General features: G+C 67.2%; 15 protein-coding genes. 5 read left to right on the top strand and 10 right to left on the bottom strand.

Features of this window, described 5'->3' with window-relative positions; translation table 11 throughout:
• Positions 1-37 precede the first annotated feature (37 nt).
• Positions 38-970, top strand: coding sequence for a dioxygenase (locus ACFQ50_RS01270; RefSeq protein WP_377993713.1), 933 nt, complete (start codon positions 38-40; stop codon positions 968-970).
• Between the two features lie 261 nt (positions 971-1,231).
• Here the strand turns inward: ACFQ50_RS01270 and ACFQ50_RS01265 are convergent, their stop codons facing one another.
• The 9 genes from ACFQ50_RS01265 to ACFQ50_RS01225 form a co-directional block, all read right to left on the bottom strand.
• Positions 1,232-3,592 (bottom strand): FdhF/YdeP family oxidoreductase, encoded by a 2,361-nt coding sequence (locus ACFQ50_RS01265; protein WP_377993712.1) that lies wholly within the window; start codon positions 3,590-3,592, stop codon positions 1,232-1,234.
• Between the two features lie 104 nt (positions 3,593-3,696).
• Complete coding sequence (locus ACFQ50_RS01260) at positions 3,697-4,317, bottom strand: MBL fold metallo-hydrolase (RefSeq protein WP_377993711.1); 621 nt, start codon at positions 4,315-4,317, stop codon at positions 3,697-3,699.
• Positions 4,314-5,447 (bottom strand): S-(hydroxymethyl)mycothiol dehydrogenase, encoded by a 1,134-nt coding sequence (locus ACFQ50_RS01255; protein ID WP_377993710.1) that lies wholly within the window; start codon positions 5,445-5,447, stop codon positions 4,314-4,316. Before ACFQ50_RS01255 ends, ACFQ50_RS01260 begins: the two co-directional genes overlap by 4 nt.
• Before the next feature lie 58 nt (positions 5,448-5,505).
• On the bottom strand, positions 5,506-7,146 hold the full coding sequence (locus tag ACFQ50_RS01250) for an APC family permease (protein WP_377993709.1): 1,641 nt from the start codon (positions 7,144-7,146) through the stop codon (positions 5,506-5,508).
• A 164-nt stretch (positions 7,147-7,310) separates the two neighbouring features.
• Positions 7,311-8,858 (bottom strand): aldehyde dehydrogenase family protein, encoded by a 1,548-nt coding sequence (locus ACFQ50_RS01245; RefSeq protein WP_377993708.1) that lies wholly within the window; start codon positions 8,856-8,858, stop codon positions 7,311-7,313.
• A gap of 4 nt (positions 8,859-8,862) precedes the next feature.
• Positions 8,863-10,578 (bottom strand): choline dehydrogenase, encoded by a 1,716-nt coding sequence (betA, locus tag ACFQ50_RS01240; RefSeq protein WP_377993707.1) that lies wholly within the window; start codon positions 10,576-10,578, stop codon positions 8,863-8,865.
• Positions 10,579-10,892: 314 nt separating this feature from the next.
• A complete protein-coding gene (locus ACFQ50_RS01235; RefSeq protein WP_377993706.1) occupies positions 10,893-11,477 on the bottom strand; it encodes a TetR/AcrR family transcriptional regulator in 585 nt (194 codons plus the stop codon).
• A 76-nt stretch (positions 11,478-11,553) separates the two neighbouring features.
• Positions 11,554-12,948, bottom strand: coding sequence for an ATP-binding protein (locus ACFQ50_RS01230; protein ID WP_377993705.1), 1,395 nt, complete (start codon positions 12,946-12,948; stop codon positions 11,554-11,556).
• Positions 12,945-13,628, bottom strand: coding sequence for a response regulator transcription factor (locus ACFQ50_RS01225; RefSeq protein WP_377993704.1), 684 nt, complete (start codon positions 13,626-13,628; stop codon positions 12,945-12,947). Before ACFQ50_RS01225 ends, ACFQ50_RS01230 begins: the two co-directional genes overlap by 4 nt.
• A 366-nt stretch (positions 13,629-13,994) precedes the next feature.
• Here ACFQ50_RS01225 and ACFQ50_RS01220 point away from each other — a divergent pair, with 366 nt between their 5' ends.
• The 4 genes from ACFQ50_RS01220 to ACFQ50_RS01205 are packed head-to-tail and all read left to right on the top strand — an operon-like array spanning position 13,995 to position 17,821.
• Positions 13,995-15,134, top strand: a complete 1,140-nt coding sequence (locus ACFQ50_RS01220) for a PP2C family protein-serine/threonine phosphatase (RefSeq protein ID WP_377993703.1) — start codon at positions 13,995-13,997, stop codon at positions 15,132-15,134.
• Positions 15,131-17,128 carry a glycosyltransferase family 2 protein gene (locus ACFQ50_RS01215; RefSeq protein WP_377993702.1) on the top strand — a complete coding sequence of 666 codons (1,998 nt, stop codon included), beginning with the start codon at positions 15,131-15,133 and terminating at the stop codon, positions 17,126-17,128. Before ACFQ50_RS01220 ends, ACFQ50_RS01215 begins: the two co-directional genes overlap by 4 nt.
• Positions 17,068-17,400, top strand: coding sequence for an STAS domain-containing protein (locus ACFQ50_RS01210; protein ID WP_377993701.1), 333 nt, complete (start codon positions 17,068-17,070; stop codon positions 17,398-17,400). Before ACFQ50_RS01215 ends, ACFQ50_RS01210 begins: the two co-directional genes overlap by 61 nt.
• Entirely contained in the window at positions 17,393-17,821 is a 429-nt protein-coding gene (locus ACFQ50_RS01205) for an ATP-binding protein (protein WP_377993700.1), read from the top strand. Before ACFQ50_RS01210 ends, ACFQ50_RS01205 begins: the two co-directional genes overlap by 8 nt.
• 13 nt (positions 17,822-17,834) lie before the next feature.
• Here the strand turns inward: ACFQ50_RS01205 and opgC are convergent, their stop codons facing one another.
• A complete protein-coding gene (gene opgC, locus ACFQ50_RS01200; protein WP_377993790.1) occupies positions 17,835-20,282 on the bottom strand; it encodes an OpgC domain-containing protein in 2,448 nt (815 codons plus the stop codon).
• Positions 20,283-20,293: the final 11 nt, after the last annotated feature.

Here is a 20,293-nt window from a genome sequence, read left to right as displayed (position 1 = left end):
CATTCTCAACATCACAAACAACAGCGAGGAAACGACAATGACCCAGCAGACCCGCGTCCCCGAAACCGAGAACGTTCCCGGCAGCCAGCACGTGTCTGAGGCACAACAAAACGTTGAGGAACAACTGGTTCGCAACGTGCTGCGCTCCTTCGATGACTGCCAGGACCCGCGGCTGAAGCAACTGATGCAGTCACTCGTAACCCACCTGCACAACTTCATCCGCGACGTCCGGCTCACCGAAGCCGAATGGAACAAAGCCATCGAGTTCCTCACCGCCGTCGGCCACATCACCGACGATCGCCGACAGGAATTCATCCTGCTCTCCGACGTCTTCGGCGCCTCAATGCAGACCATCAACGTCAACAACGAAGCCTACGGCGACGCAACCGAAGCCACCGTTTTCGGCCCCTTCTTCGTAGACGACGCCCCGCGAATCGAAAACGGCGGAGACATCGCCGGAGCCGCACCAGGGGAACCCTGCTGGATCGAAGGAAGCGTCAAGGACACGGACGGAAACCCAGTCCCCAACGCGCGAATCGAAGTATGGGAAGCAGACGAAGACGGCTTCTACGACGTGCAATACGACGACGAGCGCGTCTCCGGTCGCGCCCACCTCTACAGCGACAAAGACGGAAACTACCGCTTCTGGGGTCTGACCCCCACCCCCTACCCCATTCCGCATGACGGCCCAGTCGGAAAAATGCTGGAAGCCGTAGGACGCTCGCCCATGCGCGCTTCCCACCTGCACTTCATGGTCACCAAACCCGGACTAAGGACACTGGTCACCCACATCTTCGTCCGCGGGGACGAACTACTGAAATACGACACCGTATTTGGTGTCAAGGAGTCCCTCATCAAGGACTTCGTCCAGCAGGACGCCGGAACCCCTAATCCCGACGGGCGCGACCTCGGGGATCGCACATGGGCCAGGACCCGCTTCGACATCGTTCTGCCGCCCGCCGCGGACTAGGGCGAACTGCCAAACCAGTTCTAAGAGTTTCCGGCGGATGCAATAACTGCATCCGCCGGAAACACTGGCTTTGCAACGATGTCAGATCTAACCACACCCCAACCTGACGTCAGGCGTCGGCGCAAAACGACGTCAGAATAGGGTCCGATTCCCCTTTCCCTGACACCAACTCAAGAAGCTCTTAGATCCCAACCTGACACTTTAGTGTCAGGACAGAACGGGCCCGTTTCCGAAAGGAAGCGGGCCCGTTCTGTACGGAAATCAGCTAGCCGACGCCGTCTCCAGCCCGGCGTCCGCACCGGCAGCGGCAGCCGCGGTCCCGCCGTCGTGCGGTTCGAAGCGGACGAACATGGCCTTGAAGCCGGGGGTGTTGGAAACCCGGGCCACGTTTTCCTTGTGGACCAGGGCGTTGGCCTCGGGAAAGTACGCCGCGGCGCAGCCCTTGGCCGTCGGGTAGGCCACCAGGCGGAACTTCTCGGCCCGCCGGTCTGTCCCCTGGAAGGTGCTCACCACGTCCACGAGGTCGCGGTCCCGGAAGCCCTGCTCGGCGAGGTCCTCCGGGTGCACCAGGATCACGCGGCGGCCGTCTGAGATCCCGCGGTAGCGGTCGTCCAGGCCGTAGAACGTGGTGTTGTACTGGTCGTGGCTGCGGATGGTCTGCAGCACCAGGTGGCCGGCCGGCGGCGTGAGGTACTCCAGCGGGCTGACCGTGAAGCGGCCGCGGCCGATGTCCGTCGCGAAGGACCGGGTATCGCGCGGCGGGTTGGGCAGCACGAAGCCGTTCCTGGTCCGGACCCTGGCGTTGAAGTCCTCGAACCCGGGCAGGACCCGGGCAATGTGGTCGCGGACCACGTCGTAGTCCTCGGCCATGGACTTCCAGTCCACCGGGTGCCCGGGGCCGAACGTGGCCTCGGCCATCCGTGCCACGATGACCGGCTCGGCGAGCAGGTGCTCGGACACCGGCTGCAGCCTGCCCTGGGTGGAGTGGACCACTGACATGGAGTCCTCCACGGACAGGAACTGGGCGCCCTTGGGGTGCTTGTCGTCCTTGTCCGTCCGCCCCAGCGTGGGCAGGATCAGCGAAGTGCGGCCGTGCACGATGTGCGAGCGGTTGGGCTTGGTGGAGATGTGCACGGTGAGGCCGATCCGCTGCATCCCGGCTTCCAGGGTCTCCGTGTCCGAGCACGCCAGCGAGAAGTTCCCGCCCATGGACACGAAGACGTCCACCTCGTCGCGTTCGAAGGCATCCATGGACTCCACCGCGTCATGGCCGTGGTGCCGCGGCGACTGGATGCTGAACTCCTTGTCGAGGGCCTCCAGCAGCCATTCCTTCGGCTTCTCCCAGATCCCCATGGTCCGGTCGCCCTGGACATTGGAATGTCCGCGGACCGGGCACGCACCGGCGCCGGGCTTGCCGAAGTTCCCCTGCAGCAGCAGGACGTTGACCATTTCCTTGATGGTGTCCACCGAGTGCGGCTGTTGGGTAACGCCGAGCGCCCAGCAGAAGATGCTGGCCTTGGACGCCACCAACATGGCGGCCACGTCCTCGATCTGCTTCCGGCCCAGGCCGGTGGCGCGCTCCGTCTCTTCCCAGTCCAGGTCCTGGCGGGCTTCCCGGTACGCGTCGAAGCCGTCGGTCTGCGCCTCAATGAAGGAACGGTCGACGACGGTCCCCGGGTTTTGCTCCTCGGCCTGCAGCAGCAGGTGGCCGAGGGCCTGGAACAGTGCGAGGTCGCCGCCCACCTTGATCTGCAGGTATTCGTCGGCCAGCGGCGTGCCGCCGCCCACCACGCCGGAAAGGGTCTGCGGATCACGGAAGTTGAACAGGCCGGCCTCCGGCAGCGGGTTCACCGCCACCACCTTGCCGCCCTTGTCCTTGCACTCCTTCAGCGCGGACAGCATGCGGGGATGGTTGGTGCCGGGGTTCTGCCCCACGACGAAGATCAGCTCGGAATCGTGGATGTCATCCAGCGATACCGTGCCCTTGCCGATGCCGATGGTCGGGTTCAGCGCCGACCCGGAGGACTCGTGGCACATGTTGGAGCAGTCCGGCAGGTTGTTGGTGCCCAGGGAGCGGGCAAACAGCTGGTACATGAACGCCGTCTCGTTGGCCGTGCGGCCCGAGGTGTAAAAGACGCAGCGGTCAGGAGTGCTGGCCCGGATGTGCTCCCCGATCAGCTCGAACGCGTCCGCCCAGGAGATCGGCGAGTAGTGCGTTTCCCCTTCCCGGATGACCACCGGTTCGCTGAGCCGGCCCTGGTTGCCCAGCCAGTACTCGGTCTTTTCCGACAGCTCCGCGATGGAGTGCTTGGCCCAGAACTCGGCCCCCACGGTGCGCAGCGTGTTTTCCTCGGCCACGGCCTTGGCGCCGTTCTCGCAGAACTCGGCGGCCTTGCGTTTCTTGTCCGACTCCGGCCAGGCACAGCCCGGGCAGTCAAAGCCGCCGCGCTGGTTGAGCCGCAGCAGCGACTGCGCCGTGCGGGTCACACCGGCCTGCGCCACGGCGCGTTCCAGCGCCACCATCACGGCCTTGACGCCGGCGGCTTCGGTCTTCGGCTTGTGGACTTCCAGCTCGTCCTCGTTGATGTCCGCGACGGGGGCGGGCTGCTTTCCGAACTTCATTGTTCCAACTTCCTAACCGGCTGCTTTCGTGCCTGTTTTGATCGCCACGAAGGCGCGCCAGGCATTCCTGGCGCGCCTTAGGCGTGGAGATCCTGTCTTTCTTCTTACTGGGCTGCTTTGGCGAGGGTTTCGCGTTCGGCGGCGATGGTGGTGTTGTCCCCGTGGCCGGTCCTGACGATGGTGTCCGCGGGGAGGGTGAGGAGGCGTTCGCGGATGGAGGCCAGGATGGTGGGGTAGTCGCTGTAGGAGCGGCCGGTCGCGCCGGGTCCGCCGTTGAACAGGGTGTCCCCGGTGAACACGGTGTTCTCGGTTTCGAGGTGGAAGCAGGTGGAGCCGGGTGAGTGGCCGGGGGTGTGGATCGCCTTCAGCACCGCCCCGGCGACCTGGAACTCGTCCCCGTCCGTGATCTGGTGGTCGGGGGTGGTGCCGGGGTAGACCTGTTCCCAGAGGACCTGGTCCTCCGGGTTCAGCCAGATGGGGGCGCCGACGGCGTCGGCGAGTTCGCGGGCGGCGCCGATGTGGTCGTTGTGCGCGTGCGTGAGCAGGATGCCCAGGACCTTCCGGCCGCGGACCTGGTTGATGATCGCGGCGGCGTCGTGCGGGGAATCGATGATCACGCACTCGGTGTCATTGCCGACGATCCAGACGTTGTTGTCCACATCCCAGGTCCCCCCGTCCAGGGAGAACGTGCCCGAGGTGACCAGATTCTCGACCGTGACACTCATGCCGAAGCTCCCTGGGTTGTGGCGGGCTGGGTTGTGGTGGCGGGCTGGATTTCGACGACGGAGCGGAGGACCTTGCCCTCGTGCATTTTGTCGAAGGCTTCCTCGACCTGGTCGATGGTGATCCGTTCGGACACGAACGCGTCCAGGTCCAGGTTTCCCTGCTTGTAGTGGGAGACGAGCATCGGGAAGTCCCGGGACGGCAGGCAGTCCCCGTACCAGGAGGACTTCAGCGACCCGCCCCGGCCAAACACATCCAGCAGCGGGAGCTCCAGCTGCATCTCCGGCGTCGGGACACCCACCAGGACTACACGGCCGGCGAGGTCGCGGGCGTAGAACGCCTGCTTGTACGTCTCGGGACGCCCGACGGCCTCGATCACGACGTCGGCGCCGTTCCCGCCGGTCAGTGCCCGGATCGCCTCGACCGGATCACCGGCGCGGGAGTTCACCCCGTGCGTCGCACCGAGGGACTTGGCCATCTCGATCTTGTTGTCGTCAATGTCGACGGCGATGATCGTCGTCGCCCCCGCCAGCTTGGCGCCTGCGATCGCGGCGATGCCCACGCCGCCGCAGCCGATCACGGCCACCGACTCGCCGCGCTTGACCTCACCGGTGTTGATCGCCGCCCCGATCCCGGCCATCACACCACAGCCCAGCAAACCGACGGCGGCCGGGTCCGCGTCCTCGTCAACCCTGGTGCACTGGCCCGCAGCCACCAGGGTCTTCTCCGCGAACGCTCCGATGCCCAGAGCGGGGGACAGCTCGGTGCCGTCCTCCAGGGTCATCTTCTGCGTTGCGTTGGCCGTGTTGAAACAGTACTGCGGCTGGCCCTTCGCACACGCCCGGCACTGCCCGCACACCGCACGCCAGTTCAGGATCACCCGGTCGCCGGGGGCAACCTCGGTGACACCCTCGCCCACCGCAGCAACCACACCCGTGGCCTCATGGCCCAGCAGATACGGGAACTCATCCCCAATCCCGCCCAGCTTGTAATGCAGGTCCGTATGGCACACCCCGCACGTCAGAACATCAACCAAAGCCTCGCCGGGACCCGGATCCGGCACCAGAATCGTCTCCACCGACACCGGAGCATCCTTCGCCCTGACAACAACTGCCTTCACTTTATGAACCATGAGGTCACATTCCTTTCCTGAGCCCGGGGGCCCTTTGGCTGCGGCACCTCAGCCAAATCTAACCGACTTGCTGTGGTTCCAAATCCCCGTCCCGCGGACCGGACATTCCGCCCGCCGTGCTGCCGGTGTCGACGCGGGCGGGCAACTCCTGCGCAGGCGCCGGAAGCGGGGCAGCGTGCACTGCGGCGTGCTCGGCGAGGACGCCCGTCTGGTGCCTGATCTTCAGGCGGTAGAGCAGCGCCCCGCCGCCGGCGACGGCAGCGACGAAGAGGACCCCGCCCCACTGCAGGTACCACTCAAACGGCGGTACCGAGTTGTAGATTTCGGGCCGCGGCCAGATCAGGTTCACCGTCATGGCGCCGCCCCACAGGACCGCCAGGATGTTCACGGGCAGTCCCCACTTGCCCATGCTGAAACCGGGTTCGGAACGGTCGCCGAAGACCGGCCACTTCTTCACCAGCCGCTTGCGCAGCATGGGAACGGTGACCAGCAGGTAGGACAGGTAGATCAGGACGATGCTGATGCTGGACAGGATCGTGAAAATCGCGGGCTGCATGACGTTGACCAGCAGCGGGATGACAGCCAGGATGCCGATCACGATGGCCGCGACGGTGGGGGTCTTGCGGGCCGGGTCCACTTTGCTGAGCTGCCGGCTGAACGGCAGGTTGTTGTCCCGGGCCATGGCGAACATCATGCGGATGGCGGCGGCGTGGACAGCCAGGGTGCAGACCACCACGGCCACCACGATGCATGCCAGGAACGCCTTGCCGAAAGGCCCGCCCAGGACGGAGAGCACGATGTGCTGCAGGCCGCCGTCGGCAGCCCCGATCTTGGGGTCGGTGAGGTCCGGCGCGGCCAGGATGCCGAAGAGCAGGATCAGCCCGCCCAGCAGGAACGAGGCCGTGACGGCGCGCAGGATGGCCTTGGGGGCGGTGCGCTTCGGGTCCTTCGTTTCCTCGCCAAGGGAGCTGGCGGTGTCGAAGCCGTACATGACGTAGCCGGAGGCCATGGCGCCGATGAGGAACACGCCGAAGAAGCCGAGGTCGTGGCCTTCGCCGAAACCGGCGGTGTCGAAGAAGACCTCGGGGCCGCGCACCACATGCCAGCCCAGCGCCAGGATCAGCAGCACGGCCGCGACCAGCTCCACGAAGACGCCGATGCTGTTGATCCGGGTCATGAGCTTCACGCCGAACGCGTTGATGAGCGTGGAGATGGTGATCATGATGGTGGCCAGCACCACGCCGTTCATGGCGAAGTCGTAGGGGCCGGTGCCGTCACCGACAAACTGGAAGCCGGACCAGAGCTGCGGCAGGGTGATCTGCAGGGCCAGCGCCACGGACCCCAGCGCCATGATGGAGGACAGCAGCAGCAGCCAGCCTGCGAGCCAGGCCGAGGTTCCGGAGGCGAGCCGCTTGGCCCAGTTGTAGACCGAGCCGGCCACGGGGTAGCGGCCTGCCAGTTCGGCAAAGCACAGTGCCACCATCAGCTGGCCGACGAAAACGATGGGCCAGGACCACGCGTATGCGGGGCCGGCCATGGAGAAACCAAAGTAGAACAGTTGAAAAACGCCGGTGAGGATGGAGATGTAGCTGACGCCTGCGGCGAAGCTGGCGAACTTGCCGATGCTCCGGTCCAGGGTCTGGGCATAGCCGAACTCGTCCATGCCGCTTGAATCAGTACTCTTGCTGGGTTCCAACATCTGAACTCCTAAGTCAGAAAAGCACGATGGTGATGACCCGCGGCCGCCTTTGGACGCGGGTAACACTACACGCACGTGAAACCGAATGCAGTTGGAATCACGCAGGTGTATCGACGGCCGGGCCCTGCGCTGCAGCGCCCGGCCGTCTCCCCCAAAGTTGATGCCTAGCCGGCCGCGACCGCTCCCGTCACTCCGGGAGTTTCCCCGGGAGCTGAGCCAAACCATCCGCTCGGGGCGGGGGCGATGTTCTGCCAGATGTGCTTGGCTTCGCGGTACTCAGCCAGGCCTGCCTGGCCGAGCTCACGGCCGATCCCCGATTTGCCGAATCCGCCCCACTCCGCCTGGGGGACGTACGGGTGGTAGTCGTTGATCCACACCGTTCCGTGCCGGAGGGCGCCCGCGACGCGCTGCGCCTTCGACGCGTCCGACGTCCACACCGCGCCGGCCAGGCCGTACTCGGTGTCGTTCGCGATCGCGATGGCCTCGGCTTCGGTCCGGAACGTCTCGACAGTGAGCACCGGCCCGAACGATTCCTCCCGCAGCACGCTCATGCCCGGGCGGCAGCTGCCAAGCACGGTGGGCGGGTAGAAGAAGCCGCCGGCGAGCGGGCCGTCATCGGGGATGTAGCCACCGCACAACAGCTCTGCGCCTTCCGCGATCCCGGCCTGGACGTAGGCGTGGACCTGGTCGCGGTGCCTGGCGGAGATGAGCGGCCCGGTCTCGGCGTCGGGATCGAACGGTCCGCCCATCCGGATCTTCTTCGCCCGCCGGACCACCTCGGCCACAAAGCGCTCGGCAACCGTTTCCTCGACGACGAGCCGCGCCCCTGCAGAGCAGACCTGGCCGGAGTGCAGGAACACCGCGGTCAGGGCGTTGTCGACGGCGGCTTCCCAGTCCGCGTCCGCGAAGACGACGTTGGGGTTCTTACCGCCAAGTTCAAAGGCCACGCGCTTCACAGTGTCCGCGGCGGCGGCCATGATGGTCTGCCCCGTGGACAGGCTCCCGGTCAGGGAAACAAGGTCGACGCGCGGATCGGAGCTGAGCGGTCCGCCCACCTTCGACCCGCTTCCGGTGACGAGGTTCGCAACGCCGGCGGGAACGCCGGCCTCCGCGAGGGTCTCCATGAGCAGGATCGAGGTCGACGGCGTGAGCTCGCTGGGCTTGAGCACGAACGAGTTCCCCGCGACGAGTGCCGGAGCAACCTTCCACGCTGCCTGGAGGAGCGGATAGTTCCACGGCGCAATGAGCGCGCAGACCCCGAGCGGTTCGTACACCACCCGGCTGATGGCATCCGCCCGGCCCGTGTCGATGACCCGGCCGGCGTCGAGCCCGGCGACCTTGCCGTAGTACCGGAAGCACGCGGCGATATCGTCCATGTCGTACTCCGCCTCCACGAGCCGCTTGCCCGTGTCGAGCGCCTCGGCCCGCGCATAGGCGGCCTTGTCCCGCTCCAGGAGGTCCGCGACGCGGAGCATGACCGCACCGCGCTCGATGTCCGTGAGCCGGCGCCACGGGCCGTCGTCGAACGCGGCCCGTGCACTGGCGATCGCCCGCTCCGCGTCCTCCGCCGTCGACTTGGCGACCACAGCCACCTCCCGCCCGTCCGCCGGGCAGCGCACCACGGTGGTCCCGCCGTCGGACGGCTGTTGCCATTCGCCGTCGACGTACAGGCCCCGGGCGAGCTCCAGTTTGGTATCGATTGTCACGCTCATGCCCTTAGCCCCTCGCTGCCGCGGCGGCTGCTGCCGGCGTGGATCCGCCGCGTTCCAGCGGGCTCACACCGTGCCGGTAGAACTCGGCATGCTGGGGCGCGAGCGGCGCCTTGCCGGCGATCAGGTCAGCGGCCTTTTCGGCCAGCATCATCACCGGGGCGTAGATGTTGCCGTTGGTGACGTACGGCATGGCCGAGGCGTCCACCACGCGGAGGCCGCTGGTGCCGTGCACCGTCATGTCCAGCGGGTTCACCACGGCCATGGGATCGGAGTCCGGGCCCATCTTCGCGGTGCAGGACGGGTGCAGTGCCGTCTCGGCGTCGCGGGCCACCCAGTCGAGGATCTCCGCGTCTGTCTGAACGGCCCGGCCGGGCGACAGTTCGCCGCCGCTGAAGGGGCCCATGGCGGACTGGCCGAGGATGTCGCGGGCGACGTGGATCGCCTCGACCCACTCGCGGCGGTCCTGGTCAGTGGAGAGGTAGTTGAACAGCATGGACGGGTGCACCGTCGGATCGGTGGACTTGATTTTGAGGCTGCCGCGGGCGTCGGAGTACATGGGGCCGATGTGCACCTGGTAGCCGTGCTTGGCGTCCGCCTTCTGGCCGTCGTAACGGACGGCCACCGGGAGGAAGTGGAACATCAGGTTGGGGTAGGCCACGTCCTCGTTGGAGCGGACGAACCCGCCGCCCTCGAAGTGGTTGGTGGCGGCCGGACCCGTCCGTCCCAGCATCCACTGCAGCCCGATCAGCGGGTAGCGCCACAGGTCCAGGTTGGGCTGCATGGAGACCGGCTGGGTGCAGGCGTGCTGGATGTAAACCTCCAGGTGGTCCTGGAGGTTTTCGCCGACGCCGGGCAGGTTGACCACGGAGTTGATGCCCAGCGAGTTCAGGTGGGCTGCGTTGCCCACGCCGGAGAGCTGCAGCAGCTGGGGGGTGTTGATGGCGCCGCCGGCCAGGATCACTTCACCCGCGGTCACCTGGTGGGTCTTGCCGTTGCGGCGGTAGGTGACGCCGGTGGCCACGTTGCCCTTGAAGTTGACCTTGGTGACGAGGGCGCGGGTCAGGACGGTCAGGTTTTTCCGGCCGAGTTCCGGCCGCAGGTAGGCGCGGGAGGCCGAGAGCCGCTGGCCCTTGTGGACGTTCCGGTCGAACGCGGCGAACCCCTCCTGGCGGTAGCCGTTGACGTCGTCGGTCAGCGGGTAGCCGGCTTCCTGGGCGGCGGCAAAGAAGGCCTGGAACAGCGGGTTGGTGGCGGGCCCGCGCTCCAGCACCAGCGGGCCTGAATGACCGCGCAGTTCATCGTCGGGGTCCGCCGCCAGCGCGTTTTCCATCCGGTTAAAGTACGGGAGGCAGTGCGCGAAGTCCCACGATTCCATGCCGGCGTCGGCGCCCCAGCGCTCGTAGTCGAGTGGGTTTCCGCGCTGGAAGATCATCCCGTTGATGGAGCTCGATCCGCCCAGGACCTTGCCGCGGGCGTGCGCCACGCGCCGGCCGCCCATATGGGGCTCGGGATCGGACTCGTAGCGCCAGTCATAGAACGGGTTGCCGCTGGGGAAGGTCAGCGCGGCGGGCATCTGGATGAAAAGGTCCCAGGGGTAGTCGCTCCGTCCGGCCTCGAGGACCAGGACGCTGCTCTGGCCGCCGTCGCTCAGGCGGTTGGCGAGCACTGAGCCCGCGCTTCCGCCGCCGACGATGACGTAATCGTAATTGGTCCGTGTCATGCAAAATCTCCTTCTACCTGGTGCAGGTCACCTGCCGGGGGCGGATAGTCCTTCGTCCGGAAACTGGCGGTGGGGGTTGACGAGATGGTCAGTGAGTTGCGGCGGGTGGAGTTTTCCCTGAGCCGCAAACCGGAAGCCGCCGGTGAAACGCCGTTATTTCCGCGGGACCCCGTTTGTGTGGTGTAGGTCATACACAAGCAGATTAGTGCAGATTGAACAAGTGTTCAAGGTTAAAACTGAACTGATGTTCAAGAAATTTTGGGTACGGCTCTGCCAGGACCCGTTTGGTGTTGTTTTAGCTGGGCCGGTTACCGCTACGCGGCGAAGGCGATCTGCTCCGTGCGGGCGAGGCTCCGCTGGATGGATGCCTCGTCCACGCCGAGGAGGGCCGTGAGCCACATCCCGTTCTGCACGACGACGATGTCGGCCGCCCGCTCCTTGCATTCAGCGGCGGAAAGCCCGGGTTTGGCATTCCCAATCAGGGCCGCGAGCCCATCCAGATACCGGTCGAATGCTGCGGCATTGATCAGCGCAAAATCCTCAGAGGCCTGCGCAAGCGCCCAAAGATGGAGGCGCAGGGAGAGGTGCTGCGTGGTCAGCAGTTCCGGGTCCGCGACGCGCCGGAGGGCCTTTTGAAGCTGTTCGTCCGGGGACGATGCCGGGTCCGGCGCCACCAGCTCAAGGTCGCGTTCGTCAATCCGGTGCAGGGCTGCACGGATCAGGCTCGACTTGTCCTCGTAGTAGTAGTTGACGAGCCCGAGTGCGACCCCGGCTTCGCGGGCCACGGCGCGCATGTTCACGCCCGAGATGCCGTGGCGTGACAGCAGGTCCAGCGCCGCCTCGAGAATGCGCGCTTGCCTGTCAACCTGTTCGCCGGATTTCACGGTGCCTGTACCCACTGGGCCAGACTATGGTGAAACCCGCTATGGTGCATCTGCCGTCCACGAGCGGGGGGCAGCCAGGGGCGCCCTGCCGCTAGTGCGCGGCCTTGAATGTGACCCGGGCGTCCAGGCCCGGGGTGCCGGGCCTGGCTTCGAGGGTTGCCGCCGCGCCGCTGGCCTCGGCGAGCTGCTGGACAATGGCCAGGCCCAGGCCGCTGCCCTCGGACGTCGACTGGCCGCGCCAAAAACGGTTGAAGGCGCGGTGCCGGTCCTCCTCGGAAAGCCCGGGACCGTCGTCGAGCACGTGAAGCTCATATCCTCCCGAGGCACCGTCCGGCCGGACCACCAGGCGGATCTCCGAGTCCGGCGGCGCCACGGCCAGGGCGTTGTCGATAAGGTTGTCGATGATCTGTTCCGCCGCGCCGGGCATGGCCATCACCCTGGCCTCCGGAACCGCGTCCAGCACCGTCCGCACCCCGCTTTCCTCGGCCAGCGCCTCCCACTGCTCCACGCGGTTCCGGGCGATCTCGCTGAGATCCACCTCTTCCCGGTCCACATGCCGGCTGTCCGCCCGGCTCAGGACGAGCAGGCCGTCGATGATCCGCTGCAACCGGTACGTCTCCTCCAGCGAGTCGGCCACCATGACGCGCGCGCCGGCGGGATCGTTGCCAACGGCATCCACGGCGTTCTCCAGCCGCAGCCGCAGTCCTGTCAGCGGGGTGCGCAGCTGGTGCGATGCGTCGCTGGCAAATCCGCGCTGCTGCTGCAGCAGGTGCTCCAGCCGGTCCGCCATCTGGTTGAAGGACCGGGCCAGGGTGCGCAGCTCCGGCGGGCCCTGCTCCTCCTCGGTACGGGTGGCCAGATTGCCTTCCGCCAGCAGCTCCGTGGCCTTCTGCAGCCGTTGGATCCGCCTGGTCACGGCGCCGGCCATCAGGTAGGCCAGCAGGCCGGCAAGCAGCACGGTGGTGCCCGCTACCGCCCACATCACCCGGAGCTGGCCGGACACGCGGTCGTCCACCACGGAAGCCGGGTAGGTCAGGCGCACCGCGCCGGTGATGTTCTCGCCGCTGAGCACCGGAACCGTGACGTACACCAGGTCGAATCCCAGCGTGTCCGAGTGGCGCTGGCCGGAGGTGATCTGGCCGGCGAGTGCGGCGGAAATTTCGGGGCGCGAAAGGTAAGAGGCCCCGGTAGCCGACTGGTCGTCGTCGGACGTTGCCACGGCCGTACCGGCACGGTCCACCACCACCACGCGGGCCCCGCTGGCGCGGCCGTAGTCGCGGACGGCCGTGGCCACGGTCCCGGGCGCCGGACCGCCTGTCTCAAGCAGCTGCCGTGCCCGCCCGCTGAGCAGGAAGGCGTCGCGTTCAAGGGAAGTGGCCAGCCGGTCGCGTTCCACCCGGACGAGGTAGCTGCCCAGCGGAATGTCCTGTACCAGCACCACCAGGAGCGTGATGGCCATGAACGCGCCGATCAGCCGCCACCTCACCCGGGCACGTCCAGCCTGAATCCGACGCCGCGCACCGCCTCGATCCAGCGCGGGTCGCCGAGCTTCTTCCGGATTGCCGCCACGTGCGCGTCCAGGGTCTTGGTGGTTCCGTACCAGGTGCCGTCCCACACCGCGCGCAGGATGTCGCTGCGCTGGCACACGGCACCCGGGTCTTCGGCCAGGTAGTAGAGGAGCTCGAACTCCTTGGCGGTGAGGTGGATTTCCGTGCCGTCCACCAGCACCCTGCGCGAGCGCTGGTCGATGCTCAGCGTGCCGATCACGCGGGTACCGTCGGCCGGCGGAGGGCTATCGGACTGCGGGTCTGCCGTGCGGCGGGCCACGGCCCGGATCCGCGCGATGAGCTCGCGCATGCCGAACGGCTTCACCAGGTAATCGTCCGCCCCCAGCTCCAGAGCTAGCACACGGTCGATCTCCTCGTCGCGCGCGCTGACAACGATGATCGGTGTCATGGTCAGGGAGCGGATGGACCGGCAGACGTCCGTGCCGTCCATGTCCGGCAGCCCCAGGTCGAGGAGCACGAAATCAGGGCTGGAGGAACGGACCTCGGCGAGCGCCCCTGCCCCGTCGGCGACGTGCCGGGCCTGGAAACCGGCCCTGGTCAGGCCCTCCAGCACGCCGGCGGCCACCGATTCGTCGTCTTCAACCACCAGGATCTGCATATCCGATTATCTTCCGGCCGGAACGGTGCCGCGACGGATAGCCACGGTTTGATTAGCCTACGTCTCCAAGCTTTGACAATTCTTGGACCCTCGAGGGCCCCCAAACCACCCCTCCATCCGCCAACCCTTCCTCAGATCCTGCCGCCTTTCCCCAAACCCTTCCGCACTCGATTGCGGGAGGGTCAGCCCCGACCCGGCGAAAGGTGAGGACGCGTCCGGGTCGACCCGGCGAAACGTGAGGAAGCGCCGGGGGAAACCCAACGCAAAGTGAGGGAGCGTTGACACGCGGGTTCACGGAGCCCGAACCGGCTGGACACGATGCGCCTCCGGCGTGACAAGTATGTAAAGACAGTAGTTAATAGAGGCATGCCTTCAACCCCTGAGCCGCGCCGCGCCGTCGTGATCGAGGATGACCCGGACATCCGGGGGCTTCTGGTCCGGGTACTGGCCAAACAGGGCTTCGAAGTCACCGAAGCCGGCGCCGGTTTCCCGGGCATCGAGGCGGTGCGGAACACGAAGGCGGACCTGGTCACGCTGGACCTGAACCTTCCCGATCTGGACGGGCTGGAGGTCTGCAAACGGCTGCGTGAGTTCTCGGACGCGTTTATCATCATGCTCACCGCCAGGGTGGATGAGCTGGACAAGCTCACCGGCCTGGACAACGGGGCGGATGACTACATCAACAAGCCGTTCAGCCCCCGTGAGTTCCAGTCCCGGATCAACGCGCTGTTCCGCCGCTCCCGCACCCCGGCAGCGGACGAAGCCGCCCAGAACGACCTCCGCCGCGCCGCCGAGGTCCAGCAAAGCCTGCTCCCCCGCGAGGAGGTCCGGCTGGACGGCTACGAGGTGGCAGGCGTGTTCCGCCCCTCACGCAGCGTGGGCGGCGACTTCTATGACTGGTACCAGACTCCCGACGGGCTGCACCTGACGTTCGCCGACGCCATGGGCAAGGGCATGGGCGCCGCCCTCATCGCCGCCACCGCCCGGGCAGTCATGCGCTCGGTCCGCCACGAGCCGGACCTCGGCAACGCCTTCAGCCTGGCCAGCCGCTCGATCGCGTCGGACCTGGACATCTCCGGGTCCTTCGTCACGCTCTTCCACGCCCGGCTGGACGCCGGTTCCGGCAAAGTCAGCTACGTCGACGCCGGCCATGGCCTTGCGCTTCACCTGCTGGCCGACGGCGGTGCGCAGCGGCTTCCGTCCGCCGGCCCGCCCGTCGGGGCGTGGGGCGATGCCAGCTGGACCGAAGCGGACCTGGAGCTTGCCGCCGGTGACTCCCTCGTCGTCGTCAGCGACGGCGTCCTTGACGTGTTTGGCTCCGTCGCGGAGTTCACCGACGCCGTCCGCCGGGCGACGCACGGGCAGCCCACCGCAGAGGCTGCCTGCGCCGCCCTGCTCCGGCTGGCCCCGGCCGAGACCGCGGAGGACGACGTCACCGCGGTGGTGGTGCGGCGCCTGGCCGGGACACCGCACTGGGGCGAGCGGGCCGGAACGGCTGCGCAGTGACCCGTTTCTGGACGCGGTTAGTGGTGCTCCTGACGGTGCTCCTGGGGATCAACTACATCGCCTGGCGCTGGCTGGCCTCGCTGAACTGGGAGGCGTGGTGGATCGCGGTGCCGCTCGTGGCCGCGGAGACCTACAGCCTCATCGACGTCATGCTGTTCGGGATCACCGTGTGGCGCCTGAAAATCCGCAAGGCTGCGCCGCCGCCTCCCGCCGACGCCACCGTGGACGTCTTCATCACCACGTACAACGAGCCGCTGGACCTCGTGATGACCACGGCCCTCGCCGCCAAGCGCATCCGGCATCCGCACAGCACCTGGATCCTCGACGACGGCGCCCGCCCCGAGATGCGCCGCCTCGCCGAGGACCACGGGCTGGGGTACGTCACGCGCAGCGAGGACTGGAACAACATGCCCCGGCACGCGAAGGCCGGCAACCTCAACAACGCCCTGATGGTCACCGAGGGCGAGTTCCTGCTGATCCTCGATGCCGACCAGATCCCCGAGCCGGACATCCTCGACAAGACGCTGGGCTACTTCACCAACCCCAAGGTTGCGCTGGTGCAGACGCCACAGTACTTCAGCAACGTCCCGGCCTCCGATCCCCTGGGCAGCCAGGCGCCGCTGTTCTACGGGCCCATCCAGCAGGGCAAGGACGGCTGGAACGCGGCCTTCTTCTGCGGATCCAACGCCATCCTCCGCCGCGAGGCCCTCATGCAGCTGGGCCTGGTGGGGTACGTCAAGGAGACGGAAAAGAGTATCCGCCGCGCGCTGGCGGCGTCCCAGTCGGCCATCCGCAAGGCCCGAAAGTCGGCCGATTCGGACAACCTGCTCGTGGCGCAGATGCTGGACGAGGTGGAGGCTGCCACCACCGAAGCCCGCCGCAGGCTCGACGACGGCGAGTCGCTGAGCGAGATTACCTACCGGGTGCGCCGGAAGGTGGACCAGGCGGTCCAGGCCCTCGTCCAGGCCGATGTGTCCGCGCTGCAGGCAGACCTTGAGGAAATCGCGGCCATGGAACTGGCGCACGTGGGCGACTCCGGCGTCCCCGTGGTGGCCGACGACGCCGTGCAGCGCATGTCCGCCCGGGACTGGTCCCCGCTGGGTGCCATCGAATCGGTGCAGGCCGTGCTGGACGCACTCTCCGTGGAACGCACCGGCGAAGCCCAGCCCGTCATGCCGCTGGCCACCATTTCCGTGACCGAGGACATGGCCACCGCCATGCGCATCCACGGCATGGGATGGGAGAGCGTCTACCACCACGAGGTCCTCGCCTACGGCCTCGCCCCGGAGGACCTCGCCACCATGCTGACGCAGCGCCTGCGCTGGGCGCAGGGCACCATCCAGGTGATGCTCCGCGAAAACCCGCTGGTGCAGCGCGGCCTCAAGCTGGGCCAGCGGCTCATGTACTTCGCCACCATGTGGACCTACCTGAGCGGCTTCGCAGCGGTGATCTACTTTGCCGCCCCCATCGTCTACCTGCTGCTGGGGATACTCCCGGTCACCAGCCTCAGCGCCGACTTCTTCATCCGGTTCATTCCGTTCATGGTGGTCAACCAGCTGCTGTTTGCCATCGCCGGCCGCGGCATCCCCACCTGGCGCGGGCAGCAGTACAGCCTTGCGCTGTTTCCCACCTGGATCAAGGCATGTACGACGGCGGCCCGGAACGTCTGGTTCGGGCGTCCCCTGGGGTTCGCCGTCACCCCCAAGGACCGCCAGACCGGCGGCCCCAGCTGGAGCCTGATCCGGCCGCAGATTGTGGTGTCGGTGCTGCTGGCAGTTTCCTCGGTGGTGGGCATTGCGCGCCTTGCCGCCGGGATGTCCGAACCGATCGGTACGCTGGTCAACGTGGCCTGGGTGGTGTTCGACCTCGTGGTCATGAGCATCCTGGTCAGGGCGGTGCTGTACAAGGGTTTTGATCGAAGAGAGGAAGACGGATGGATCTTAGTTGCGAGGTCAAGGATTCGTACGCCGAAATCAAGGCCGCCGGACGCCTGAACATGGTGTCCGCGCCCAAGCTCAGGGAGTTCGTGGCCGACGTTGTTGCCTCCGGATCCAGCCGGATCGTGGTCAACCTGGAGGACACCGCCTTCATGGATTCCTCGGGGCTCGGAGCCCTCATCGGCTGCCTGAAGGCGGCCCGGCAGGCAGGCGGCGACCTCCGCATCGCCGCCGTCCAGCCGCAGGTGAAGATGGTCCTTGAACTGACCAGCATGGACCGCGTGCTGACGTCCTACGCCACCGCTGACGAGGCGTTCGGCAATGACTGAGGTCCTGGCCCGCCGGAAATTCCGGAGTGTGGCGACGCCAGAGTCCGTCGATGCTGTGCACGGCCAACTGGACGGCCTCTGGGAGGATGCCCCGTTCGTTCCCGACATGGACCGGATGACCTTCGCCACCGCAGTGATCGAGGCCGCCGCCAACGTGGTCCAGCATGCGGAACCGGAATCGTCGGATCCCGTGGAACTGGGCGTGGACATCTGCATCCGCAGGTCGAGCCTGCGGGCCGAGGTCAGCGCCTTCGGCGCCGCCAGCCCGGCCATCGACGACGCCGACCCCGCCATGCCCGGCGAGGATGCCGAGTCGGGACGCGGGCTGGCTCTGATCCGCGCGCTGGTCACCACCGTGACATTCACCCGGCAGGACGGGACGAACACCTGGATCCTGTCCAGGGACTCCACCGGCTCCTGACAATCGCGGCTAGTCAGGTGGGGATGATGCGGAACAGGAAACGGGTCCTGACCATGATCCAGAGCAGCGCCAGGATCACCGCGTAGGCGGCGGTGTTGAACAGTACCCGGCCCTCCTGCAGGGCCGGGATGTTGGCGATGACGGCGATCAGGGCCACGTGGATGATGAAGACGTACAGCGTGGCCCGGCCCAGCGGGACCAGGAACCAGCCCAGGGCCCGGTGGACCGGCTTCCAGTACGCCGTCAGCAGCGCGTAGGCGGCCACCACCAGCACCAGGACGTTCAGCAGCCGGCCCACGCCGAGGTAGGTCCGGCCGAAGTAGGCATCGTAGAGTGCCCGGTAGCCTGTGTCCGGCAGGATGGCCACGCGGACGTCGAAGCTGTTGGCCAGGTACGGATTGCCCCAGGCCAGGAACGCGAGGCCCGCGGCCAGCACGGTGCACGCCACCACCACCCACGAATGGGCGGCCAGCCAGGCGATGATCCGGCGCCGGTGGTAGCCCGCCACCATGCCGACAATGAACAGCACCTGCCACACCAGCAGCGGGAAGGAATCCTCGAACTCGGACGGCAGGAGCCGGATCCGGAACATGGCCCCGGCCGCATACAGGGCCGTGGTGGCGGCCAGCACCCACACCACCTTTCCGCGCGACAGGGCCCAGAGGACCAGCGGGCTGGCCAGGAGCAAGATCACATACAGGCCCATGACGTTGAACTGCCAGGGGCCGAACTGCAGCAGCAGGATGCCCGGAATGACCTCCGGCGCCACAGGGAAGTGCAGCAGCGAATCCATTCCGGCGTACAGGTCGTAGGAGCGGCCGGCTCCTACGCGTCCGGCCGCCCCCGTACCCTGGTCCACGAAGGACGTCAGGGTGTCTGCGTTGATGGCGGGCACCAGCGAGATCAGGAATACCCCGACCAGCACGACGAGCGCGGTGGCATACAGCTTCCCGGCGCGTTTGGTGGTGTGGTCCACCACGTCACCGAAGTTGTCCTTGACCCGGGGACCGAACACCATGCCCAGGACCAGTCCTGAAAAAAGCACGAAGAGCTCCGCGCCGGACACAAAGCCCACTGCTTCCTGCGTGACCAGCTGGAAGAGCGATGTCATGCCCACGTGGTTCACCACCACAAACACGATGGCGAGGCCGCGCAGGAAGTCCACGCGGGAATCACGCGAGGAGGGGTCGCCGTAGGCCCAGCCGGACGCCCGGGGAAGAAAGCGCGGAAGCAGCCAAAGCAAGCCGACGACGGCGGCCAGGACACCCGCCGTCGTCCACGCACCGATTCCGCGCAGGACCTTGCCTACGCCCGTTGATTCGTCGGCGGCCAGCCCGCCGCTGGCCGTCACCGGCCCGGTGACCACGGCCGATTCCGCCAGCCGCGCGCCGGCGGCCGTGGCAACGCCGGGTTGTCCCGTCAGCCGCCAGTCGATCGCTGCCACCCCGGTGTCCCGGGTGCTGGTCCGTTCGTCCCAGACCACGGCGCCAATGTTCCCGAACCGTGCGGACGAGGCGACATCGAGCACCTGGTTCCACCATGCCAGCTTGATCTCCGGCTCTGCCGGGCCGCCCGTGGTGGAGCTGAAGAATGCGGCCGTCTGCAGCATCAGCGGCTTGCTGCGGCCCTGCACGTAGTCCGCATAGAAGTCGCCGTAGCCGCCGCGGCCATCGCTGCCGGTCAGCATGCCGGCCAGTTCGCCGTCCGCCGGAAGTGTGTTGACGGCGGAGGCCCCGCCGGTGTCGTCATGGTAGGCGTCCAGGCCGGACCACTCGACGGCGTCGTCACCGGGGTAGTACGGGGCGTAGGCGTCGTCGGTGCGGTCCCAGCGCCCGTCGCCGTTCGTGTCGAGCAGCGTGAAACCGTCCGACCCCGGGGCCGGGGCGTTGCGGTTCCGCGCGAAGGGGTAGTCGCGGCCCAGGAAGGGCTGCCACACCATGACGGTGCCCGCGTCGTCCTGGGTTTTGAAGGCTGTGGCCACGGCCCGGAATGCGTTCCTGTAGGCCTCCGGCTGCTGGCCCCAGGGGACCCAGCTGGTGTTCATGTCCGGCGCGAACCTGATGTACAACTTGCCCCGGAATCCGGTGCTGAGCTGTGCCACCGTCCGGGCAAAAGCTGCTGCGTCCCCCGCGGACACCTGGTCCAGGGACCGCGAGGGCTTGACCGTCAGCAGGGCATGGGCTCCTTGCGAGTCGCTCTGCCGGAAGAATTCGCGGATGTGGACCGTCTCGGATTCCTGCAGCGGGAAGGCGATGTCGTGGCCGAAGATGGCCGGCGTGGCGCCCAGGCGTTCCGCGAAACCGGCGGCGCTGTCCTTGCCCCATTCCAGGGCGGCGCCGAAAAGCGGCCCCTCCGCAGCGCCGGCAGTGTTCCCCGTGCCCGCCGGCGCTGGACTGGCCTCAGCCACCCCTGCCGGCAACAGGGCTGCCGGCAACAGGACGAGCAGGAGCACCAGCACCATTGCGGCGGCCC

The sequence above is a fragment of the Arthrobacter sp. NPDC056493 genome, assembly GCF_042795115.1.
Lineage (GTDB): Bacteria > Actinomycetota > Actinomycetes > Actinomycetales > Micrococcaceae > Arthrobacter.
This window is presented reverse-complemented; position numbering and strand designations above follow the sequence as displayed.